Here is a 16,380-nt window from a genome sequence, read left to right as displayed (position 1 = left end):
GCGGTTCCCGCCGCCGTGATCACGCCGCCGATCGACGACGAGACGGGAATGTCATTTCAGGGCAATACCTTCGAATTTCGGGGTGACAGTGCCACGGTGCGGTGCGCTCACCCCCCAGCGAGCGCACCGCACCGTGGCGGGATCCGAACGGCTACTGCAGGTTGACCTTTGCGCCGCCGGAGAACATCGAGTCGTGCAGCTCCATCGATGCGGGCGCCGCATCGGCGGGCATGTCGTAGACGATCTTCATCGTCACCGAGTTGCCGGGATTGATCTCGTCCCAGATCGCGACATCGGTGTCGAGGTTCAGCGCCGCCGTGGGGTCCGCGGTGAACGTGCGGCCCTGCGCGTCGAACAGCTTCTGGCTGCCGGGGCTGATGGACTTCGGCTTGTCCGAGGTGTTGAGCACCGTCATCGTGACCACCACGAACTGTCCCTGCGCCTTCTCGACGAGGTACGGGTTGTCACCGAGTTCGGACAGTCCCGACTCGACGTTCGTGACGGTGAACTCGAACTTGCCGTCCCGCACCGGGTTTCCGATGCCGGCCGCCGACGTGTCCGCCGCCGCGGGCTCAGCGGCAGCCGGCGCCGCTGCGGGTGCCACGGGCTGGCCGTCGGCCTGCGCCGGTGCCGCTGCGGTCGGGGCCGGCGTCGCCTCGTCCTTGTCGCCGCCGGTGGCGATGCCGATCACGAACAGCGCGGCGAGCACGCCGACAATCCACGGCCACTTCCGGGACTTCTTGGGTGCCGGCGGCGGAACCGGCGCGGCGGACCACTGCTGCGGATAGGGCTGGTTGGGGCCGGGCCCCTGGGGTGTGGACATGACGTGCCCTTTCTGTGGGTGGATGGGGATTCGGTGACCCGGATCAGGTCATGACCAGCAGGACCAGGCCGCACTCGGCCTGTTTCGCGGACACGGTGAATCCCCCGAGTCGGTCGATCGTCACCCGGTAGCCGTCGTGGCTGCGGGGGACGTCGGCCATCGAGAAGCCGAACGTGCAGTTGTCGCCGGTCGCGGTGCCGGAGTCGAGTCGCCCGGTGGCGAGCACATTCCCGGAAGCGGTCTGCACGGTGACACCGGCGCCGGACACCACTCGGCCGAAGCCGGGCCCGGTGCAGTCGACGCCCGCGGGTTGGGTGGGGCTTGTCGCCGACACCTGCCCGGTCAGGTCGAAGGCCCGACCGACCTGCCGATCCGCGTGATCGACAGCGAACGCGAACCCGGACAACGCGACGCAGGCGACGAGGCCGGCCCCGATCCGCGCGGCCAGTGCGGTGCGCGAGAGCGGTGCGGGAAGGTCCCCGGTGTCCGCGTCCGGTGCGTTCGGATGGTCGTTCACGGCAACTCCTGACTGGGCGAGTGGTGTGCCGCAATCGTGTCCGCCATGAGCAGTTGAGCAAAGTGATTGATCGATAAGGGGGGTTATCGTGAGTCTCGGATAACCGTTTCGCTGCGAAACTTACGATCGTGGCGTCGGTGGTCGTGTCCGCCGGCTCGCCCACCTACCCGACACGTCCATCTACATTGATGACCATGAGTGAGGGAGCCGTAATGGCGGACCATGGCCTGACCGAGGCCGACTGGGAGCAGCTCGCCCTGGACACGCTCGGTGAACTCGGCTGGAAGCCGATGCAGGGCAACGAGATCGCGCCCGACACCGGCCAGCGGTCCGGCTGGGACGACCTCCTGCTCGTCCCCCGACTGCGGGCGGCGATCGCGGGCCTCAACCCGGCGCTGCCGCCGCACGCCGTCGACGAGGCGACGGCGATCGTCGCGACCGCAGGCTCGCTGGATGCGCTCGCCGAGAACCACACCGTCCACGGGTATCTCACCGAAGGACTGCGCAAGGTCACCTACACCGACGAGACCGGCGCCGAGGTCACTCCGACGATCAGGCTGGTGTCCGCGGAACCCGACGACAACGACTGGCTCGCCGTCAGTCAGGTCACCGTCATCCGCGGCGACCACCACCGCCGGTTCGACCTCGTGCTGTACCTCAACGGGATGCCGGTCAGCATCGTCGAACTCAAACGGGCCGGCAGCGAACACGCCGGCCTGGTCGAGGCGCACGCGCAACTGTGCACCTACGTCGCCGAGTTCCCGCTCGCGTTCCGGTACGCCGTGTTCAGCCTGGTGTCGGACGGGATCACCGCCAGGTACGGCACCCCGTTCACCGCCTACAACCACTTCTCGCCGTGGAACGTCGACGACGACGGCACGCCCGTCTCGGCCACCTCGGCGGCGGCGCTGGAAGTCGCGCTGGACGGGCTCTACAACCAGGAACGCTTCCTGCAGTTGCTCCGCAACTTCACCGCGTTCGACAAGGGCGACAGCGGCCTGCTCAAGCGGATCGCCAAGCCGCATCAGTACTTCGCGGTCACCAAGGCGGTTGGCTCCACCGTGCACGCCGTCGAATCCGACGGCAGGGCCGGGGTGGTCTGGCACACCCAGGGTTCCGGCAAGTCGATGGAAATGGAACTCTATGCCGCACAGGTGATCCGACATCCGAAGCTGGCCAATCCGACGATCGTGGTGATCACCGACCGCACCGAACTCGACGGGCAGCTGTACGAGACGTTCCTCCGCTCGCAGCTGCTCCCGGAGCAGCCGCGGCAGGTCCGGCGCCGCGAGGAACTGCGCTCCGAACTGTCCGGCCGCACCACCGGCGGCATCTACTTCACCACCCTGCAGAAGTTCGGGCGGACCAGGGAGGAGCGGGACTCCGGCGCCAGGCACCCGCTGCTGTCGAGCCGGCGGAACATCGTCGTCGTGGTCGACGAGGCGCACCGCAGCCACTACGACAACCTCGACGGCTACGCCCGGCACCTACGTGACGCCCTGCCGCACGCCGCGCTGATCGCGTTCACCGGCACCCCGGTGTCCTTCGACGACCGCAACACCCAGGACGTGTTCGGTGACTACATCGACATCTACGACCTGACCCGCGCCGTCGATGACGGCGCCACGGTTCCCGTCTACTTCGAGAGCAGGCTCGTCAAGGTCGCCTTCGCCGACGGGGTCACCGAAGCCGACCTCGACGACACCGCCGACGAGGTCACCGTCGGACTCGACGACACCGAACGGGAGCGGATCGAACGCAGCGTCGCCGTCGTCAACGCGGTCTACGGTGCGCCCGCGCGGCTCGATCAGCTTGCGCAGGACCTGGTGGCGCACTGGGAGACCCGGCGCGCGGCGATGAGCGAGTTCGTCGGCTCGGCCGACAACCCGACCGCGCCCGGCAAGGCGATGATCGTCGGCGGCACCCGGGAGATCTGCGCGAATCTCTACTCCCGGATCGTGGCGCTGCGCCCCGACTGGCACTCCGACGAGATCGACCGGGGCCGGATCAAGGTCGTCTACTCCGGTACCGCATCCGACCAGCCGCCGGTCAGCGACCACGTACGCCGTGACTCGGCGAACGCGGTGATCAAGAAGCGGCTCAAGGACATCGACGACGAACTCGAACTGGTCATCGTCAAGGACATGATGCTCACGGGGTTCGACGCCCCGCCCCTGCACACGATGTACCTGGACCGGCCGCTCAAGGGTGCCCTGCTGATGCAGGCGCTCGCGCGGGTCAACCGCACGTTCCGTGGCAAGCAGGACGGACTCCTCGTCGCGTACGCGCCCGTCGCCGACCACCTGGCGGCGGCGCTCGCGGAGTACACGGACTCGGACCGGCAGTCCAAGCCGCTCGGCCGCGACATCGACACGGCCGTCGACACCGCGAAGAATCTGCTCACGAAACTCGGGAACATCCTGCACGGGTACGACTGGCGGGCCAAGCGCGACGAACCCGACGCCAAGGCGTACGTCCGGGCGGCGCTCGGCGCCGTCGACCACCTGCGGGATCCGCGGCACCCCGAGAACCAGGTCGGCGAGGGTGAACAGACGCTCGCCGCCCGGTACCGGACGTTCTCCTCGCAGCTCTCGCGCGTGTGGGCGATCTGCGGGAGCCACGAGGAACTGCGCGAGCAGGTACGGGACGCGCAGTTCTTCGAAGAGGTCCGGGTCTACATGGCCAAGTTCGACGCCGAGGACCGGGCGGCCCGCGGGCAGGTGATCCCCGAGGACGTCGAACGTGCCCTGCGCACGCTGATGGCGGCGTCCGTCGAATCCGGTGAGGTCCTCGACATCTACGACGCGGCGGGCATCCCGAAGCCGTCGCTGTCGGACATCAACGTCGAGTTCATCACGAAGACCCGGCAGGCCCGCAACCCCAACCTCGCGATCGAGGCACTGCGCACCCTCATCAACGAGGAGTCGCGAAAGGCGGCCAAGCACAACGTCGTCCGCCAGCGCGCCTTCTCCGAGCGGCTGCAGGAACTGATGCGCAAGTACACCAACAGTCAGCTCACCTCGGCGGAGGTCATCGCGGCCATGGTCGAGATGGCGCAGGAGCTGGCCCTCGAGGCCGAGCGCGGCAAGCGATTCGATCCGCCGCTCGACCAGGACGAACTTGCCTTCTACGACGCGGTCAGCCAGAACCCGTCCGCCGTCGAGGAGCAGGGGGAGGGCAAGCTCGCCGACATCGCCCGCGACCTCGTCGCCGTGATGCGCCGCGACATCAAGACCGACTGGACCCAGCGCGACGACGTCAAGGCCAAGCTGCGCTCCCAGATCAAGAGGCTGCTCGTGCGGCACGGCTACCCGCCGGACCAGCAGCCGGCCGCGATCAAACTCGTCCTCGAGCAGATGGAGACGATCGCCCCGGACATGGCGGCGTGAGCGGCCCGGGGATCTCGTCCTGACTAGACTGGGAGCTGTCCGAGAAGCCGGGGCGGAGGAACCACGCGATGCGAACAGAGCCGACAGCTGAGCACGTCGACGTCGTGATCATCGGGGCCGGGCTCTCCGGAATCGGCGCCGCGCACCACCTGCAGGCGAGCCTCCCGGACCGGACCTACGCCGTCCTGGAGTCGCGCGAGAACATCGGTGGCACCTGGGACCTGTTCCGCTACCCGGGGATCCGGTCCGACTCCGACATGTACACCCTCGGCTACCGGTTCCGGCCCTGGACGGGCGGCAAGGCGATCGCCGACGGCGAGTCGATCCTGCAGTACATCCGGGACACCGCCGCGGACGCGGGCATCGACCGGCATATCCGATTCCGGCACCGGGTCACCCGGATCTCCTGGTCGAGCGCGGACAGTCGGTGGACCGTCGAGGCCCGGCGTCGCGACACCGGGGAACCGGTCACGCTCACCGCCGGCTTCGTCATGGGCTGCAGCGGCTACTACCGCTACGACGAGGGGTACACGCCGGACTTCGAGGGTGTCGAACGGTTCACCGGCCGGGTCGTGCACCCTCAGCACTGGCCAGGGGACCTCGACGTCGCAGGCAAGCGGGTGGTCGTCGTCGGCAGCGGCGCCACCGCCGTCACGCTGGGCCCGGCGTTGGCGGAACTGGGTGCCCGGGTGACGATGCTGCAGCGCTCACCCACCTACATCGTGTCCGCACCCGGGAGGGACACCATGGCCTCGGCGCTGCGCCGGGTGCTGCCGGCCCGGGCCGCCTACGCGGTGGCCCGGTTCAAGAACATCGTCCGGGCGATGGCGGTCTACGAGCTGTGCCAACGGTTCCCGCGGGCCGCGCGGTCGGTGATCCGGCGGGCCCAGGTCGGCCGGGTCGGTGCGGGTTTCGACATCGACACCCACCTCGCGCCGCGGTACGACCCGTGGGACCAGCGGCTGTGCCTGATTCCCGACGGGGACCTCTATCGTGCACTCCGGCACGGCGACGTCACGATCGAGACCGACCACATCGACACCTTCACCGAGTCCGGCATCACGCTGCGGTCGGGCAAGCGGCTGCCGGCGGACGTCGTGGTGACCGCGACGGGTCTGAACCTTGTCGCGTTCGGCGGCATCGAGATCGTCGTCGACGGCGCGGTGGCGTCACTCCCGGAGACCATGGCATACAAGGGCATGATGCTCAGCGGGGTACCGAATTTCGCGTTCGTGATCGGGTACACCAACGCGTCGTGGACCCTCAAGGCGGACCTGGTGTGCGAGTACGTCGTTCGCCTGCTCGGCCACATGGACGCCGCCGGCTACGCGTCCTGCGTGCCGCGCCGTGACCCCGCGGTGGGGGAGGCGCCGTTCCTCGACTTCGCCGCCGGGTACGTGCTGCGCACGGTCGACAGCTTCCCCAGGCAGGGCGACGCGGCGCCGTGGCGGCTACGGATGAACTACTTCCGCGACCTGATCACCCTGCGTCACGGTTCGGTCGTGGATTCGATGAGCTTTGCGCCGGCAGGGGACTCGGCGGGGCGAACCCCCAGGGGTACGTCTCCCAACCAGCCGTAACCGGCCCCGGTCCTGCGCCCGGCCGGTCTAGAGGACCCGGTTGTAGATGAGTGCCGGTGCGGCCCGCTCGAGCCGGTCCAGTTCCCCGACGACGGTCACGAAGTGTGGCGTCCGGGTGTGCGCGTCGAGGTGCTCCTGGGACTCCCACTCCTCGACCAGCATCAGTTCCCTCGGATCGTCCCGGCGTTGCAGGAGTTCGTATCTCACGCACCCCGGTTCCTTCCGCGTCTCCGTCACCAGCCGGCCGTACAGCTCGAGAACCCTGTCGAGGTGTTCGGCCGGCACGGTGCTGCCCACCATCACTGAGATCAACGCGTCTGCTCCATCTGCTCGGCTCCTGCCCTCCGGTACCGAGTGTGGACCGGCCGGCCGTCAGTCCCGCGACCGCCCCGGCAGGATTGCCGCCACCGCCGCCGCGCCGACGGCGAGCGCGAGCCCGCCCGCCAGGCTCGCGCTCGCGATCGCGTCCGCGAACGAGGTGGAGGCGGCCTCGAGCAGCGGCTGCGCGTAGGACGCCGAGAACGGATTGCCTGCCAGCTCCTGGGCGACGAGCGCGGCGCCGCCGACCGACTCGCGGGACACCTCCATCGCGTAGTCGGCCTGGGCGGCGAGGTCGCCGCCGAGCTGGGGGAGCGGCGCACCGTCGATGAAGCCGGCGATCGAGTCCTTGTAGCCGGCGGCCAGGACGGATCCGAGCACGGCGATGCCCAGCGACCCGCCCAGTTCGATCGCGGTGTCGTTGAGACCGCCCGCGGCGCCGAGGTCGTCGTCGGGGAAGGCGCCCATGATCGCGTCGGTCGCGGGGGGCTGGCTCAGGCCGACGCCGAGACCGAGCAGCACCAGCGGCACGAGGAAGTCGACGTAGCCCGAGCCGCCGTCGACCCGCGTCAGCAGCAGCACCCCGGCCGCGGCGAGGACCATGCCGCCCACGAGGGCGCCGCGGACGCCGATGCGCGGTGCGAGCCGGCCGCTGGCCAGCGCGCCCGCCGACACCGCCGCGGCGAGGGGCAGCAGCCGGACCCCGGTCTCGAGCGGGCCGTAGCCGAGCACGAACTGGAACTCCTGGGCGATGAAGTAGATGGCGCCGAACGCGGACAGGAACAGCAGCAGCACCGCGAGGGTGGAGCCGCCGACGGTGCGGTCGCCGAGCTTGCGCACGTCGAGCAGCGGCTGCGGGTGCCGCAACTCCCAGGCGACGAACGCCGCGAGCCCGACCAGTGCGGTGGCGGCGCCGACGAGGGGGCCTGCGCCCCAGCCGAAGTGGAAGCCGTTGATGATCGCGAAGACGAGCGCGCCGATCGCGACCACCGACAGCAGCCCGCCGATCCAGTCGATCCGGCCCAGGCCCTCCGCGCGGGACGGCGGCACCAGGACCAGTGCGGCGACGGCCGCAATCGCGGCGATGGGGACGTTGATCAGGAAGGTCGCGTTCCAGGAGTGGCTCTCGAGGATCCAGCCCGCCAGCAGCGGCCCGAACGCGATGGCCAGTCCGGATGTAGCCGCCCACGCGGCGATCGCGCGGGAGCGCTCCGACTTGGGGAAGGTCGCGACGAGCAGCGACAGCGTCGCGGGCATGATGATCGCCGCGCCGACGCCCATGACCATCCGGGCGGCGATCACCGCGGTCGTGGTGTCCGCGAGGCTGCCGAACACCGCGCCGCCGCCGAACACCAGCAGGCCGGTCAGCAGCGCGCCGCGGCGGCTGTACTTGTCGCCGATCACGCCGGCCAGCAGCATCAGCGCCGCGTAGGGGACGGTGTAGCCGTCGATGACCCACTGCAGCTGTGCGCTGGTCAGGTGGAGGTCCCGGGTCATGTCCGGAGCCGCGACGATGAGGGCGGTGTTCGCCATCACCACGATCAACAGGCTCAGGCACAGCACGCCCAGCGCGGCCCAGCGCCAGCGGTAGGGCGCCGGTGAATCGGTGGCGGGCCTCGTGGTGAGGAGGGTCATGGGTCGGGCTCCGTTCCGGGATTCTGCAACCGCATTGCACAACGATGTGCAAGTTAATCTAGGTCCTGCGGACGGTAGTTTGTTGCACATCGATGTGCAATCGGGTTGTGGTGCGGATCACCGTGGAACACTGCGGGGGTGGACGAGACTGCGGGGGTGGACAAGGACGGGCGCACGGCGGCAGCGAAGCCGGTCAGGGCTCGGCGCAGCCAGGCGAGTGCCAACCGGGAGCGGATCATCGAGGCCGCGATCGGTGCGTTCGCCGCGAACCCCGACGCGAGCATGGACGACGTAGCCCGCGCCGCCGGGGTGGTGCGGCGGACCGTGTACGGGCACTTCCCGAACCGCGACGCCCTGGTCGAGGGGATCGTCGACGAGGCGTCCACCACGCTGGCCGCCGCGCTCGGCGGGGTGCCGGCCATGCCCGGCCGTCCCGACCTCGGCACCGCGATGCTCGCCCTGTTCACCTGGCCGATCGGCGACCGGTTCCGGATGCTGCTCACCTTCGCGCGCCGTGAACTCGGGGAGGAACGGATCCGGGAGCTCATCCAGTTGGTGCGCGGGCCCGCGCGGGAGATCATCGAACGAGGCCAGGCCGACGGGACCTTCTCTACCTACCTGCCCGCGTCCGTGCTGGTCGGACTGACCGAGTCGATCACCTTCGGGCTGATCGAGGAGGCGAACGCCGGTGCCGTCGACGACCCGGGCAAGGCGCTCGGGGTGGTCGCGCTGGTGATCCTGGGGTTGTCGCCGGAGCGGGCCGCCGAGGTCGTCGACGAGGCTCGTCGCTGGCTCGGTGCGCACGCCGCCACGCCCGGGCCGTGACCGGCGCTTACCCGGTGGGAAGCCCGCCGCGACCGCGATAGACTGCGTACGTCACCGACGTCGGAGCAGGGAAGCAGGCCTAAGCAGTACGTGAGTGCAGACAGCGAAACGGGTGAGACCACGGTTACCTCGGTGTCGAACGCCTCGGTGTCGTCACCTGGCAGAGATCGGAACGGTCCCGCGCAGACCACGGTCCGCGCCCGCATGGACATCGCCCCCGAACTCGCGCTCCCGCTGCTCGGCTCCACCGACGAGAATCTGAAGGTGCTCGAGGCCCTGCTCGACGCCGACATCCACGTGCGGGGCACCACGATCACCCTGACCGGCACCAGTGCGGACATCGCCCTGGCGGAGCGGGTGCTCGCCGAACTGGTCGCCATCGTCGGCCGGGGCAAGTCCCTGAGCCCCGACGCGGTGCGCCGGACGGTGGGGATGCTCACCGACGGCTCCGGCGAGTCGCCCGCCGAGGTGCTCAGCCTCGACATCCTGTCCCGGCGCGGCAAGACGATCCGGCCCAAGACCGTCAACCAGAAGCGGTACGTGGACGCGATCGACGCGAACACCATCGTGTTCGGCATCGGCCCCGCCGGCACCGGCAAGACCTACCTGGCGATGGCGAAGGCCGTGCAGGCCCTGCAGTCCAAGAACGTCAGCCGGATCATCCTGACCCGGCCCGCTGTCGAGGCGGGCGAGCGGTTGGGCTTCCTGCCGGGCACCCTGCACGAGAAGATCGACCCGTACCTGCGGCCGCTGCACGACGCGCTGCACGACATGATGGACCCCGAGGCCATCCCGAAGCTGATGGCGGCCGGGGTGATCGAGGTGGCGCCGCTGGCGTACATGCGCGGCCGCACCCTCAACGACGCGTTCATCATCCTCGACGAGGCGCAGAACACCACCGCCGAGCAGATGAAGATGTTCCTGACCCGGCTCGGCTTCGGCTCGAAGATCGTCGTCACCGGCGACGTCACCCAGGTGGACCTGCCCGGCGGCGCCCGCTCCGGCCTGCGCGCGGCCAGTGAAATCCTCACCGACATCGACGACATCCACTTCGCGGAGCTGACCAGCGCCGACGTGGTCCGGCACCGGCTGGTCGGCGACATCGTCGACGCCTACGAACGCTTCGAGACCGAGCGCGAGGACGCGGTGCCGCTCGGCAACCGCGCCCACCGCCGGTCGCAGTCCGTTCGCGCGCAGCGCCGCTAGAGTTGGACCGCCCGTTGTCGGACCGCCCGTCGGACCCCGCCATCCTTCCCGCCCGCACGGCAGCCCGAGGAGAACGCCAGTCATGAGTATCGAGGTTTCCAACGAATCCGGGATGGACGTCTCCGAGGCAGAGTTGGTCAGCGTCGCCCGGTTCGTCATTGCCCAGATGGACGTGCACCCGGCGGCCGAGCTGTCGATGGTGCTCGTCGACCTCGACACGATGGCCGACCTGCACATGCGGTGGATGGACCTGCCCGGCCCCACCGACGTGATGTCGTTCCCGATGGACGAGCTCGAGCCGGGCGGCCGCCCCGACGCGCCCGAGCCCGGCCCGGCCATGCTCGGGGACATCGTGCTGTGCCCGGCGTTCGCCGCCGACCAGGCCGCCCAGGCCGGTCACGCAACCGCGCACGAACTGGCCCTGCTCACCGTGCACGGCGTCCTGCACCTCCTCGGCTACGACCACGCCGAACCGGAGGAGGAGAAGGAGATGTTCGCGCTGCAGAACAGCCTCCTCGAGGACTGGTACGAGGACCTGCGCCGCATCGAGCGGGAGGCCGTGCTGGCCGACCGTGACCAGCGGCTACTCGGCAAGACCGGGTTTGTCGACGGCCCGGCCCAGTGATTCGTGACCGCCCGTGACCGGTGACTTCGTCCTGATCCTGCTGGCCGCCCTGCTGGTGCTGGTCGGTGGCCTGTTCGCGGCCGTCGACTCCGCACTCAACACCCTCTCCCGGGCTCGGGTGGAGGAGATGGCCAAGGAGGGCCGGCCGGGCGCGCAACGACTGCTGGCCGTCGTCTCGGACCGGCCCCGGTACGTCAACCTGGTGGTGCTGCTGCGGATCGCCGCGGAGATCTGCGCGACCGTGCTGCTGGCCGCCGGGCTGCTCGACCTGCTCAGCCGCGGGTGGGCGCTGGTGATCTCCGCGGTGGCGATGATCCTGGTCAACTACGTGGCGATCGGCGTCGGCCCGCGGACCGTCGGCCGCCAGCACGCGTACTCGATCGCGCTGTTCGGGGCGCTGCCCCTGCAGGCGCTGGCGGTGCTGCTCAGTCCGGTCAGCCGGCTGCTGATCCTGCTCGGCAACGCGCTGACCCCGGGCAAGGGCTTCCGCAACGGCCCGTTCGCCTCCGAGATCGAGCTGCTCGAACTCGTCGACCTGGCGCAGGAACGCGGCGTGGTCGCCGACGAGGAGCGCCGGATGATCCAGTCCGTCTTCGAACTCGGCGACACCCCGGCCCGCGAGGTGATGGTGCCGCGCACCGAGATGGTCTGGATCGAGGCGGACAAGTCGGCCGGCCAGGCCACCTCGCTGGCGGTGCGCAGCGGCCACTCCCGGATCCCGGTGATCGGCGAGAACGTCGACGACGTGCTCGGCGTGGTGTACCTCAAGGACCTGGTGGCCCGGACCTACCACTCCACCGACGGCGGCGGCGGCGTCACCGTGGCGGAGGTGATGCGGGCACCGGTGTTCGTGCCGGACTCCAAGCCGCTCGACAGCCTGCTCGCCGAGATGCAGCGCGACCGCAACCACATGGCGCTGCTGGTCGACGAGTACGGCGGCATCGCCGGACTGGTGACGATCGAGGACGTGATCGAGGAGATCGTCGGCGAGATCGCCGACGAGTACGACACCGACGAGACGCCGCCGGTCGAGCCGTTGGACGACGGACGCTTCCGGGTGTCCGCGCGACTGCCCGTCGAGGACCTCGGCGAACTGTTCGACATCGAGATCGACGACGACGAGGTCGAGACCGTCGGCGGCCTGCTCGGCTACGAGCTCGGCCGGGTGCCGTTGCCCGGATCCGAGGTGCGCACCCACGGCCTGGCGCTGCGCGCCGAGGGCGGCGGCGACCCGCGCGGCCGGGTGCGGATCAGCACCGTGCTGGCCTGGCGGCTGCCGGTGCCGGACGACGACGCCGGCAGGCCGGAGACCGGCCGGGGCCGCCATGACTGAGAGCCTCCGCACGCCCGCCCGGCCGACCGCCCCGGAACCTGTTTCGCAGCACGTCCCATCACCGCAACCCACCCCCGACACTGGAGTCGAAACGTGAGCAAAGAGACCGAATTCCGTTCCGGCTTCGTCTGTTTCGTCGGCCGGCCGAACACCGGCAAGTCGACCCTGACCAACGCACTGGTCGGAACCAAGATCGCGATCACCTCGTCGCGGCCGCAGACCACCCGGCACACCATCCGTGGCATCGTGCACCGCCCGCACGCGCAGCTGATCCTGGTCGACACCCCCGGCCTGCACCGGCCGCGGACCCTGCTCGGTCAGCGCCTCAACGACCTGGTGCGCGACACCTACTCGGAGGTCGACGCGATCGGCCTGTGCATCCCCGCGGACGAGAAGATCGGCCCCGGCGACCGCTGGATCCTCGAGCAGGTCCGGCAGATGGCGCCGAAGACCACGCTGATCGGCATCGTCACCAAGATCGACAAGGTCAGCCGGGAGAAGGTCGCCGAGCAGCTGGTGGCGCTGTCGAAGCTGCTCGGCCCGGACTGCGAGGTGGTGCCGGTCTCCGCCGCGTCGGGCGAGCAGGTCGAGGTCGTGGTGGACCTGCTGGCGTCGAAGATGGATCCCGGTCCGGCGTTCTACCCGGACGGCGAGCTCACCGACGAGCCCGAGGAAACCCTGATGGCGGAGCTGATCCGCGAGGCCGCGCTCGAGGGCCTTGGCGACGAGCTGCCGCACTCGCTCGCCGTCGTCATCGAGGAGGTCATCCCGCGGGAGGGTCGCACCGAGAAGCAGGGCGAACTGCTCGACGTGCACGCGCTGCTGTACGTCGAGCGGCCCAGCCAGAAGGGCATCGTGATCGGCAAGGGCGGCGTCCGGTTGCGCGAGGTCGGCACCAAGGCGCGCACCCAGATCGAGAAGCTGCTCGGCACCCGGGTGTTCCTGGAGCTGCACGTGAAGGTCGCCAAGGACTGGCAGCGGGACCCGAAGCAGCTCGGCAAGCTCGGCTTCTAGGCGGCTGCGCCGCTCGTGCGTGGTTGACGGGTCCGTCGGCCCGTCAACGACGCACGAGCGTGAGGCGGCCACCCGGGCCGGCTCGATCGCCGGGTGTGGCGTGCCGGTCCGACCACCCCGTGCCGTCTATGTTGGCGAGTATGACTGCAGCTCCCGAGACGGTCCGCGCGGACGCGAGCGCCGCGGCCACGGCCGCGGCGGGCCCCGCGCCCCGGACCCAGCGACTTCGAAACCGGTTGCGGCGATACGGCGGCCGCCTGCATCCCGTCGGGTTGGCGATGGCGCTGGTGTTCTTCATCTGGTCGATGAGCCCGTCACTGCTGCCGCGGGCCTGGTACCTCCAGGGCCTCGCGACCGGTATCTCGGTCGCGCTGGGCTACGGTCTCGGCTGCACGGCGGCCTGGCTGGTGCGATCCTGTGGCGTCACGGCGACCTGGTCCCCGCGCACCCGCCGGATCGGCTGGTGGGTGCTCGGTCTCGCAGCGGTGGTCCTGGTCCCGGTGTTCCTGGTACTCGGCGCGCGCTGGCAGAACTACGTACGTGAACTCGTCGCCGTCGAACCGACCCACGGGGCGAACGTACTGCTGGTGTTCCTGATCGCGGCGGCGGTCTGGTTCGTCCTGCTCGCGGCCGCGCGGGGCATCCGGGCCGGCACCCGGAGGCTGAGCGCGGTCGCGCGACGATTCGTTCCGCGTCCGGCGGCGAACGTCGCGGGCCTGGTGGTGGCGGTGACTCTCGGAGTACTGATCGTCAACGGCGCGCTGTACAACGGCCTCATCGCGTTCGCCAACTGGAGTTTCTCCGGTGCGGACACCGCCACCGCGCCAGGCGTGGTGGAGCCGACGGCGCCGGAACGGAGCGGGTCGTCCGCGTCCGCGCAGGCCTGGGACACGCTGGGGCAGGAGGGCCGCACCTTCGTCGGACGCGGGCCCGATGCCGCGCGGATCGAGGAGGTGACCGGCCGACCGGCGCTCGAGCCCATCCGCGTCTATGCCGGCCGCGAGTCCGCCGGCTCGGTGGCGGCGGTGGCGGATCTCGTGGTCGCGGAACTCGACCGCACCAAGGCGTGGGAGCGAAAGGTATTGGCGGTCAACACCACCACGGGTCGCGGATGGGTGAACCCGAGCGTTGCCTCCTCGTTGGAGTACCTCGAGGGCGGTGACACGGCGATCGCGTCCATGCAGTACTCGTTCCTGCCGAGCCCGCTGGCGTTCATCGCCGATCGGGAGACCCCCCAGGTCGCGGGCCGGGCGTTGTTCAACGCGGTCTTCGCGCGCTGGATCGACCTGCCCGTCGAGTCGAGGCCGAAACTCGTCGTGTTCGGTGAGAGCCTCGGCGCCTACGGTGGCCAGAACGCGTTCGCCGGGTACCAGGACATGGCCACCCGGGTGGACGGCGCGTTGTGGTCGGGGACCCCGAACTTCACCCCGCAATGGCGGGAGGCGACGGCCGACCGGGACACCGACTCCACCGAGATCCTGCCGGTGATCGACGGCGGCAGGTCCGTCCGGTTCGCCGCCGATCCCGCGGACCTCGACCTGGACGCCGAGTGGGGTCCGCGTCGGATCGTGTACTGGCAGCACGCCAGCGATCCGATCGTGTGGTGGTCGTCGTCGCTGCTGTTCAACAAGCCGGACTGGCTCGCGGAGCCGCGCGGTCGCGACGTGGACCCGAACATGGAGTGGCTGCCGCTGGTCACGTTCTGGCAGGTCACTCTCGACATGGTCTTCTCGGCCGACGCACCCGCCGGGCACGGTCACTCCTACGGCCCGGAGGCCGCGGACATGTGGGCGCGGATCCTGCCCGATCCGGGGCGGTCGCAGGCGGACACCGACCGGGTGCGAGCGGCGCTGACCGGCGAGTGAACCGCCCGCGCTGATCGGGGGACGGGCCGCCCGCAGCCGTCAACCACTCACGAGCGCGAGGCGGCCACCCGGGCCAGCTCGGCCACCGTGCCCGAGGCGATGGTCCGCAGGTGTTCGGTGACGGTCTCGATCGGCCAGTCCCACCAGGCGAGGGAGAGCAGTTCCCGAACCTCGGCGGGGGTGAAGCGATCCTTGATGTGGACGGCGGGGTTGCCGCCGACGACGGCGTAGTCGGGAACGTCGCGGGTGACGACGGATCCCGTGGAGACGATCGCTCCGTGGCCGATGCGGACCCCGGGCATGACGGTGACGTTGCCGCCCATCCAGACGTCGTGCCCGACGACGGTGTCGCCGCGTGAGGGCAGGTCGGTCACCAGGTCGAGGTGTTCGGCCCACGCGCCGCCCATGATCGGGAAGGGAAAGGTCGAGACCCCGTCCATCCGGTGGTTCGCGCCGTTCATGATGAAGGTCGTTCCCGTCGCGAGGGCGCAGAACTTTCCGATCACCAGACGGTCGGGACCGTAGTGGTGCAGCACGTTTCGCGTCTCGAACTGCTCGGCGAACTCAGGGTCGTCGTAGTAGGTGTACTCCCCGATCTCGATCAGGGGGTTGTCGATCAGCGGTTTGAGCAGGACGACCCGGGGCTGTCCCGCGACCGGGTGCAGGGTCGTGGGGTCGGGTGCGTGGTGGGTCACCGCTGCGCCCCGCCGACCAGCAACAGGATCGCGGTCGAGACGTCGGTGCCCGCGCCGCCGGTCGCCAGCCGGCGCAGCTGCAGCCCGGCGATCGTCGCGACCAGCGTCGGGGCGATCACCGCGGCGTTCGGCACACCCAGCGCCTCGAGAATGGTGACGGTCAGGGTGTCGTAGGCGGCGAAGCACTCGGCGGCGGCGCCCTGCAGCGCCGGGTCGCGTCCGGCCTGGATGTACAGGTCGAACGGCGCCACCCGCTCGGCGGCCCAGCCGAGGTCGCGGACCACCTGCTCGGTGAGCGAGGCCGCGTCCTGCACGCTCAGTCCGTGGTCGCGGTACTGCTCCGCCAACTCGGTCAGCCGCGCGGTCTCCTCGGTGACGAACCCGAGCAGGGCGTCGCGCAGCATGTCCGTCTGGCTGGGGAAGTGGTAGGTGATCGAGCCCAGCGACACCTGCGCCTGCGCCGCGATCCGCCGGTTGGTGACCGCGCCGATCCCGTCGGTGCCGACGACCTGGAGCACCGCCGCCAGGATCTTCTCGCGCACCGTGGTGCTCACG

Annotated in this window: 14 protein-coding genes; 8 read left to right on the top strand and 6 right to left on the bottom strand. The window is 70.1% G+C overall.

Annotation, left to right across the window (positions count from 1 at the left end):
* Positions 1-151: 151 nt before the first annotated feature.
* Both ACFO6S_RS05525 and ACFO6S_RS05520 read right to left on the bottom strand, forming a co-directional pair.
* Positions 152-823: a DUF4352 domain-containing protein gene (locus ACFO6S_RS05525; protein WP_378414869.1), complete on the bottom strand. Its 672-nt coding sequence runs from the start codon at positions 821-823 to the stop codon at positions 152-154.
* Between the two features lie 43 nt (positions 824-866).
* Positions 867-1,340 (bottom strand): hypothetical protein, encoded by a 474-nt coding sequence (locus ACFO6S_RS05520; RefSeq protein WP_378414867.1) that lies wholly within the window; start codon positions 1,338-1,340, stop codon positions 867-869.
* Positions 1,341-1,552: 212 nt separating this feature from the next.
* Between ACFO6S_RS05520 and ACFO6S_RS05515 the strand changes: the two genes are divergently transcribed.
* Positions 1,553-4,729, top strand: coding sequence for a type I restriction endonuclease subunit R (locus tag ACFO6S_RS05515; RefSeq protein ID WP_417714999.1), 3,177 nt, complete (start codon positions 1,553-1,555; stop codon positions 4,727-4,729).
* A gap of 68 nt (positions 4,730-4,797) precedes the next feature.
* Positions 4,798-6,309, top strand: a complete 1,512-nt coding sequence (locus ACFO6S_RS05510) for a flavin-containing monooxygenase (RefSeq protein WP_378414863.1) — start codon at positions 4,798-4,800, stop codon at positions 6,307-6,309.
* Positions 6,310-6,336: 27 nt separating this feature from the next.
* On the opposite strand, the gene ACFO6S_RS05505 is transcribed toward ACFO6S_RS05510, so the two are convergent.
* Complete coding sequence (locus ACFO6S_RS05505) at positions 6,337-6,612, bottom strand: putative quinol monooxygenase (RefSeq protein WP_378415243.1); 276 nt, start codon at positions 6,610-6,612, stop codon at positions 6,337-6,339.
* Between the two features lie 69 nt (positions 6,613-6,681).
* Positions 6,682-8,262, bottom strand: a complete 1,581-nt coding sequence (locus ACFO6S_RS05500; protein ID WP_378414861.1) for an MFS transporter — start codon at positions 8,260-8,262, stop codon at positions 6,682-6,684.
* A gap of 138 nt (positions 8,263-8,400) precedes the next feature.
* Here ACFO6S_RS05500 and ACFO6S_RS05495 point away from each other — a divergent pair, with 138 nt between their 5' ends.
* The 6 genes from ACFO6S_RS05495 (at position 8,401) to ACFO6S_RS05470 (ending at position 15,130) form a co-directional block, all read left to right on the top strand.
* Entirely contained in the window at positions 8,401-9,087 is a 687-nt protein-coding gene (locus ACFO6S_RS05495) for a TetR/AcrR family transcriptional regulator (protein WP_378414859.1), read from the top strand.
* 204 nt (positions 9,088-9,291) lie between these two features.
* Positions 9,292-10,293, top strand: coding sequence for a PhoH family protein (locus ACFO6S_RS05490; protein ID WP_378414857.1), 1,002 nt, complete (start codon positions 9,292-9,294; stop codon positions 10,291-10,293).
* Between the two features lie 82 nt (positions 10,294-10,375).
* Positions 10,376-10,918 carry an rRNA maturation RNase YbeY gene (ybeY, locus tag ACFO6S_RS05485; RefSeq protein ID WP_378414855.1) on the top strand — a complete coding sequence of 181 codons (543 nt, stop codon included), beginning with the start codon at positions 10,376-10,378 and terminating at the stop codon, positions 10,916-10,918.
* Positions 10,919-10,931: 13 nt separating this feature from the next.
* Complete coding sequence (locus tag ACFO6S_RS05480) at positions 10,932-12,251, top strand: hemolysin family protein (protein WP_378414853.1); 1,320 nt, start codon at positions 10,932-10,934, stop codon at positions 12,249-12,251.
* Between the two features lie 93 nt (positions 12,252-12,344).
* Entirely contained in the window at positions 12,345-13,265 is a 921-nt protein-coding gene (era, locus tag ACFO6S_RS05475) for a GTPase Era (protein ID WP_378414851.1), read from the top strand.
* Between the two features lie 278 nt (positions 13,266-13,543).
* Positions 13,544-15,130, top strand: a complete 1,587-nt coding sequence (locus tag ACFO6S_RS05470; RefSeq protein WP_378415241.1) for an alpha/beta hydrolase — start codon at positions 13,544-13,546, stop codon at positions 15,128-15,130.
* Positions 15,131-15,177: 47 nt separating this feature from the next.
* Here ACFO6S_RS05470 and ACFO6S_RS05465 read toward each other — a convergent pair whose 3' ends face one another.
* Together ACFO6S_RS05465 and ACFO6S_RS05460 are read right to left on the bottom strand one after the other, a co-directional pair.
* The gene (locus ACFO6S_RS05465) at positions 15,178-15,825 is read right to left on the bottom strand and encodes a CatB-related O-acetyltransferase (RefSeq protein ID WP_378414849.1); all 648 of its coding nucleotides are present in this window, start codon (positions 15,823-15,825) and stop codon (positions 15,178-15,180) included.
* Complete coding sequence (locus ACFO6S_RS05460) at positions 15,822-16,379, bottom strand: TetR/AcrR family transcriptional regulator (RefSeq protein ID WP_378414847.1); 558 nt, start codon at positions 16,377-16,379, stop codon at positions 15,822-15,824. The genes ACFO6S_RS05465 and ACFO6S_RS05460 overlap by 4 nt, the downstream gene beginning before the upstream one ends.
* Position 16,380: the final 1 nt, after the last annotated feature.

It is taken from the genome of Rhodococcus kronopolitis, assembly GCF_042654025.1.
GTDB classification, from domain to species: domain Bacteria; phylum Actinomycetota; class Actinomycetes; order Mycobacteriales; family Mycobacteriaceae; genus Rhodococcus_G; species Rhodococcus_G kronopolitis.
Note: the sequence above shows the minus strand (reverse complement) of the source record. Positions and strands in the feature narration are given on the sequence as shown.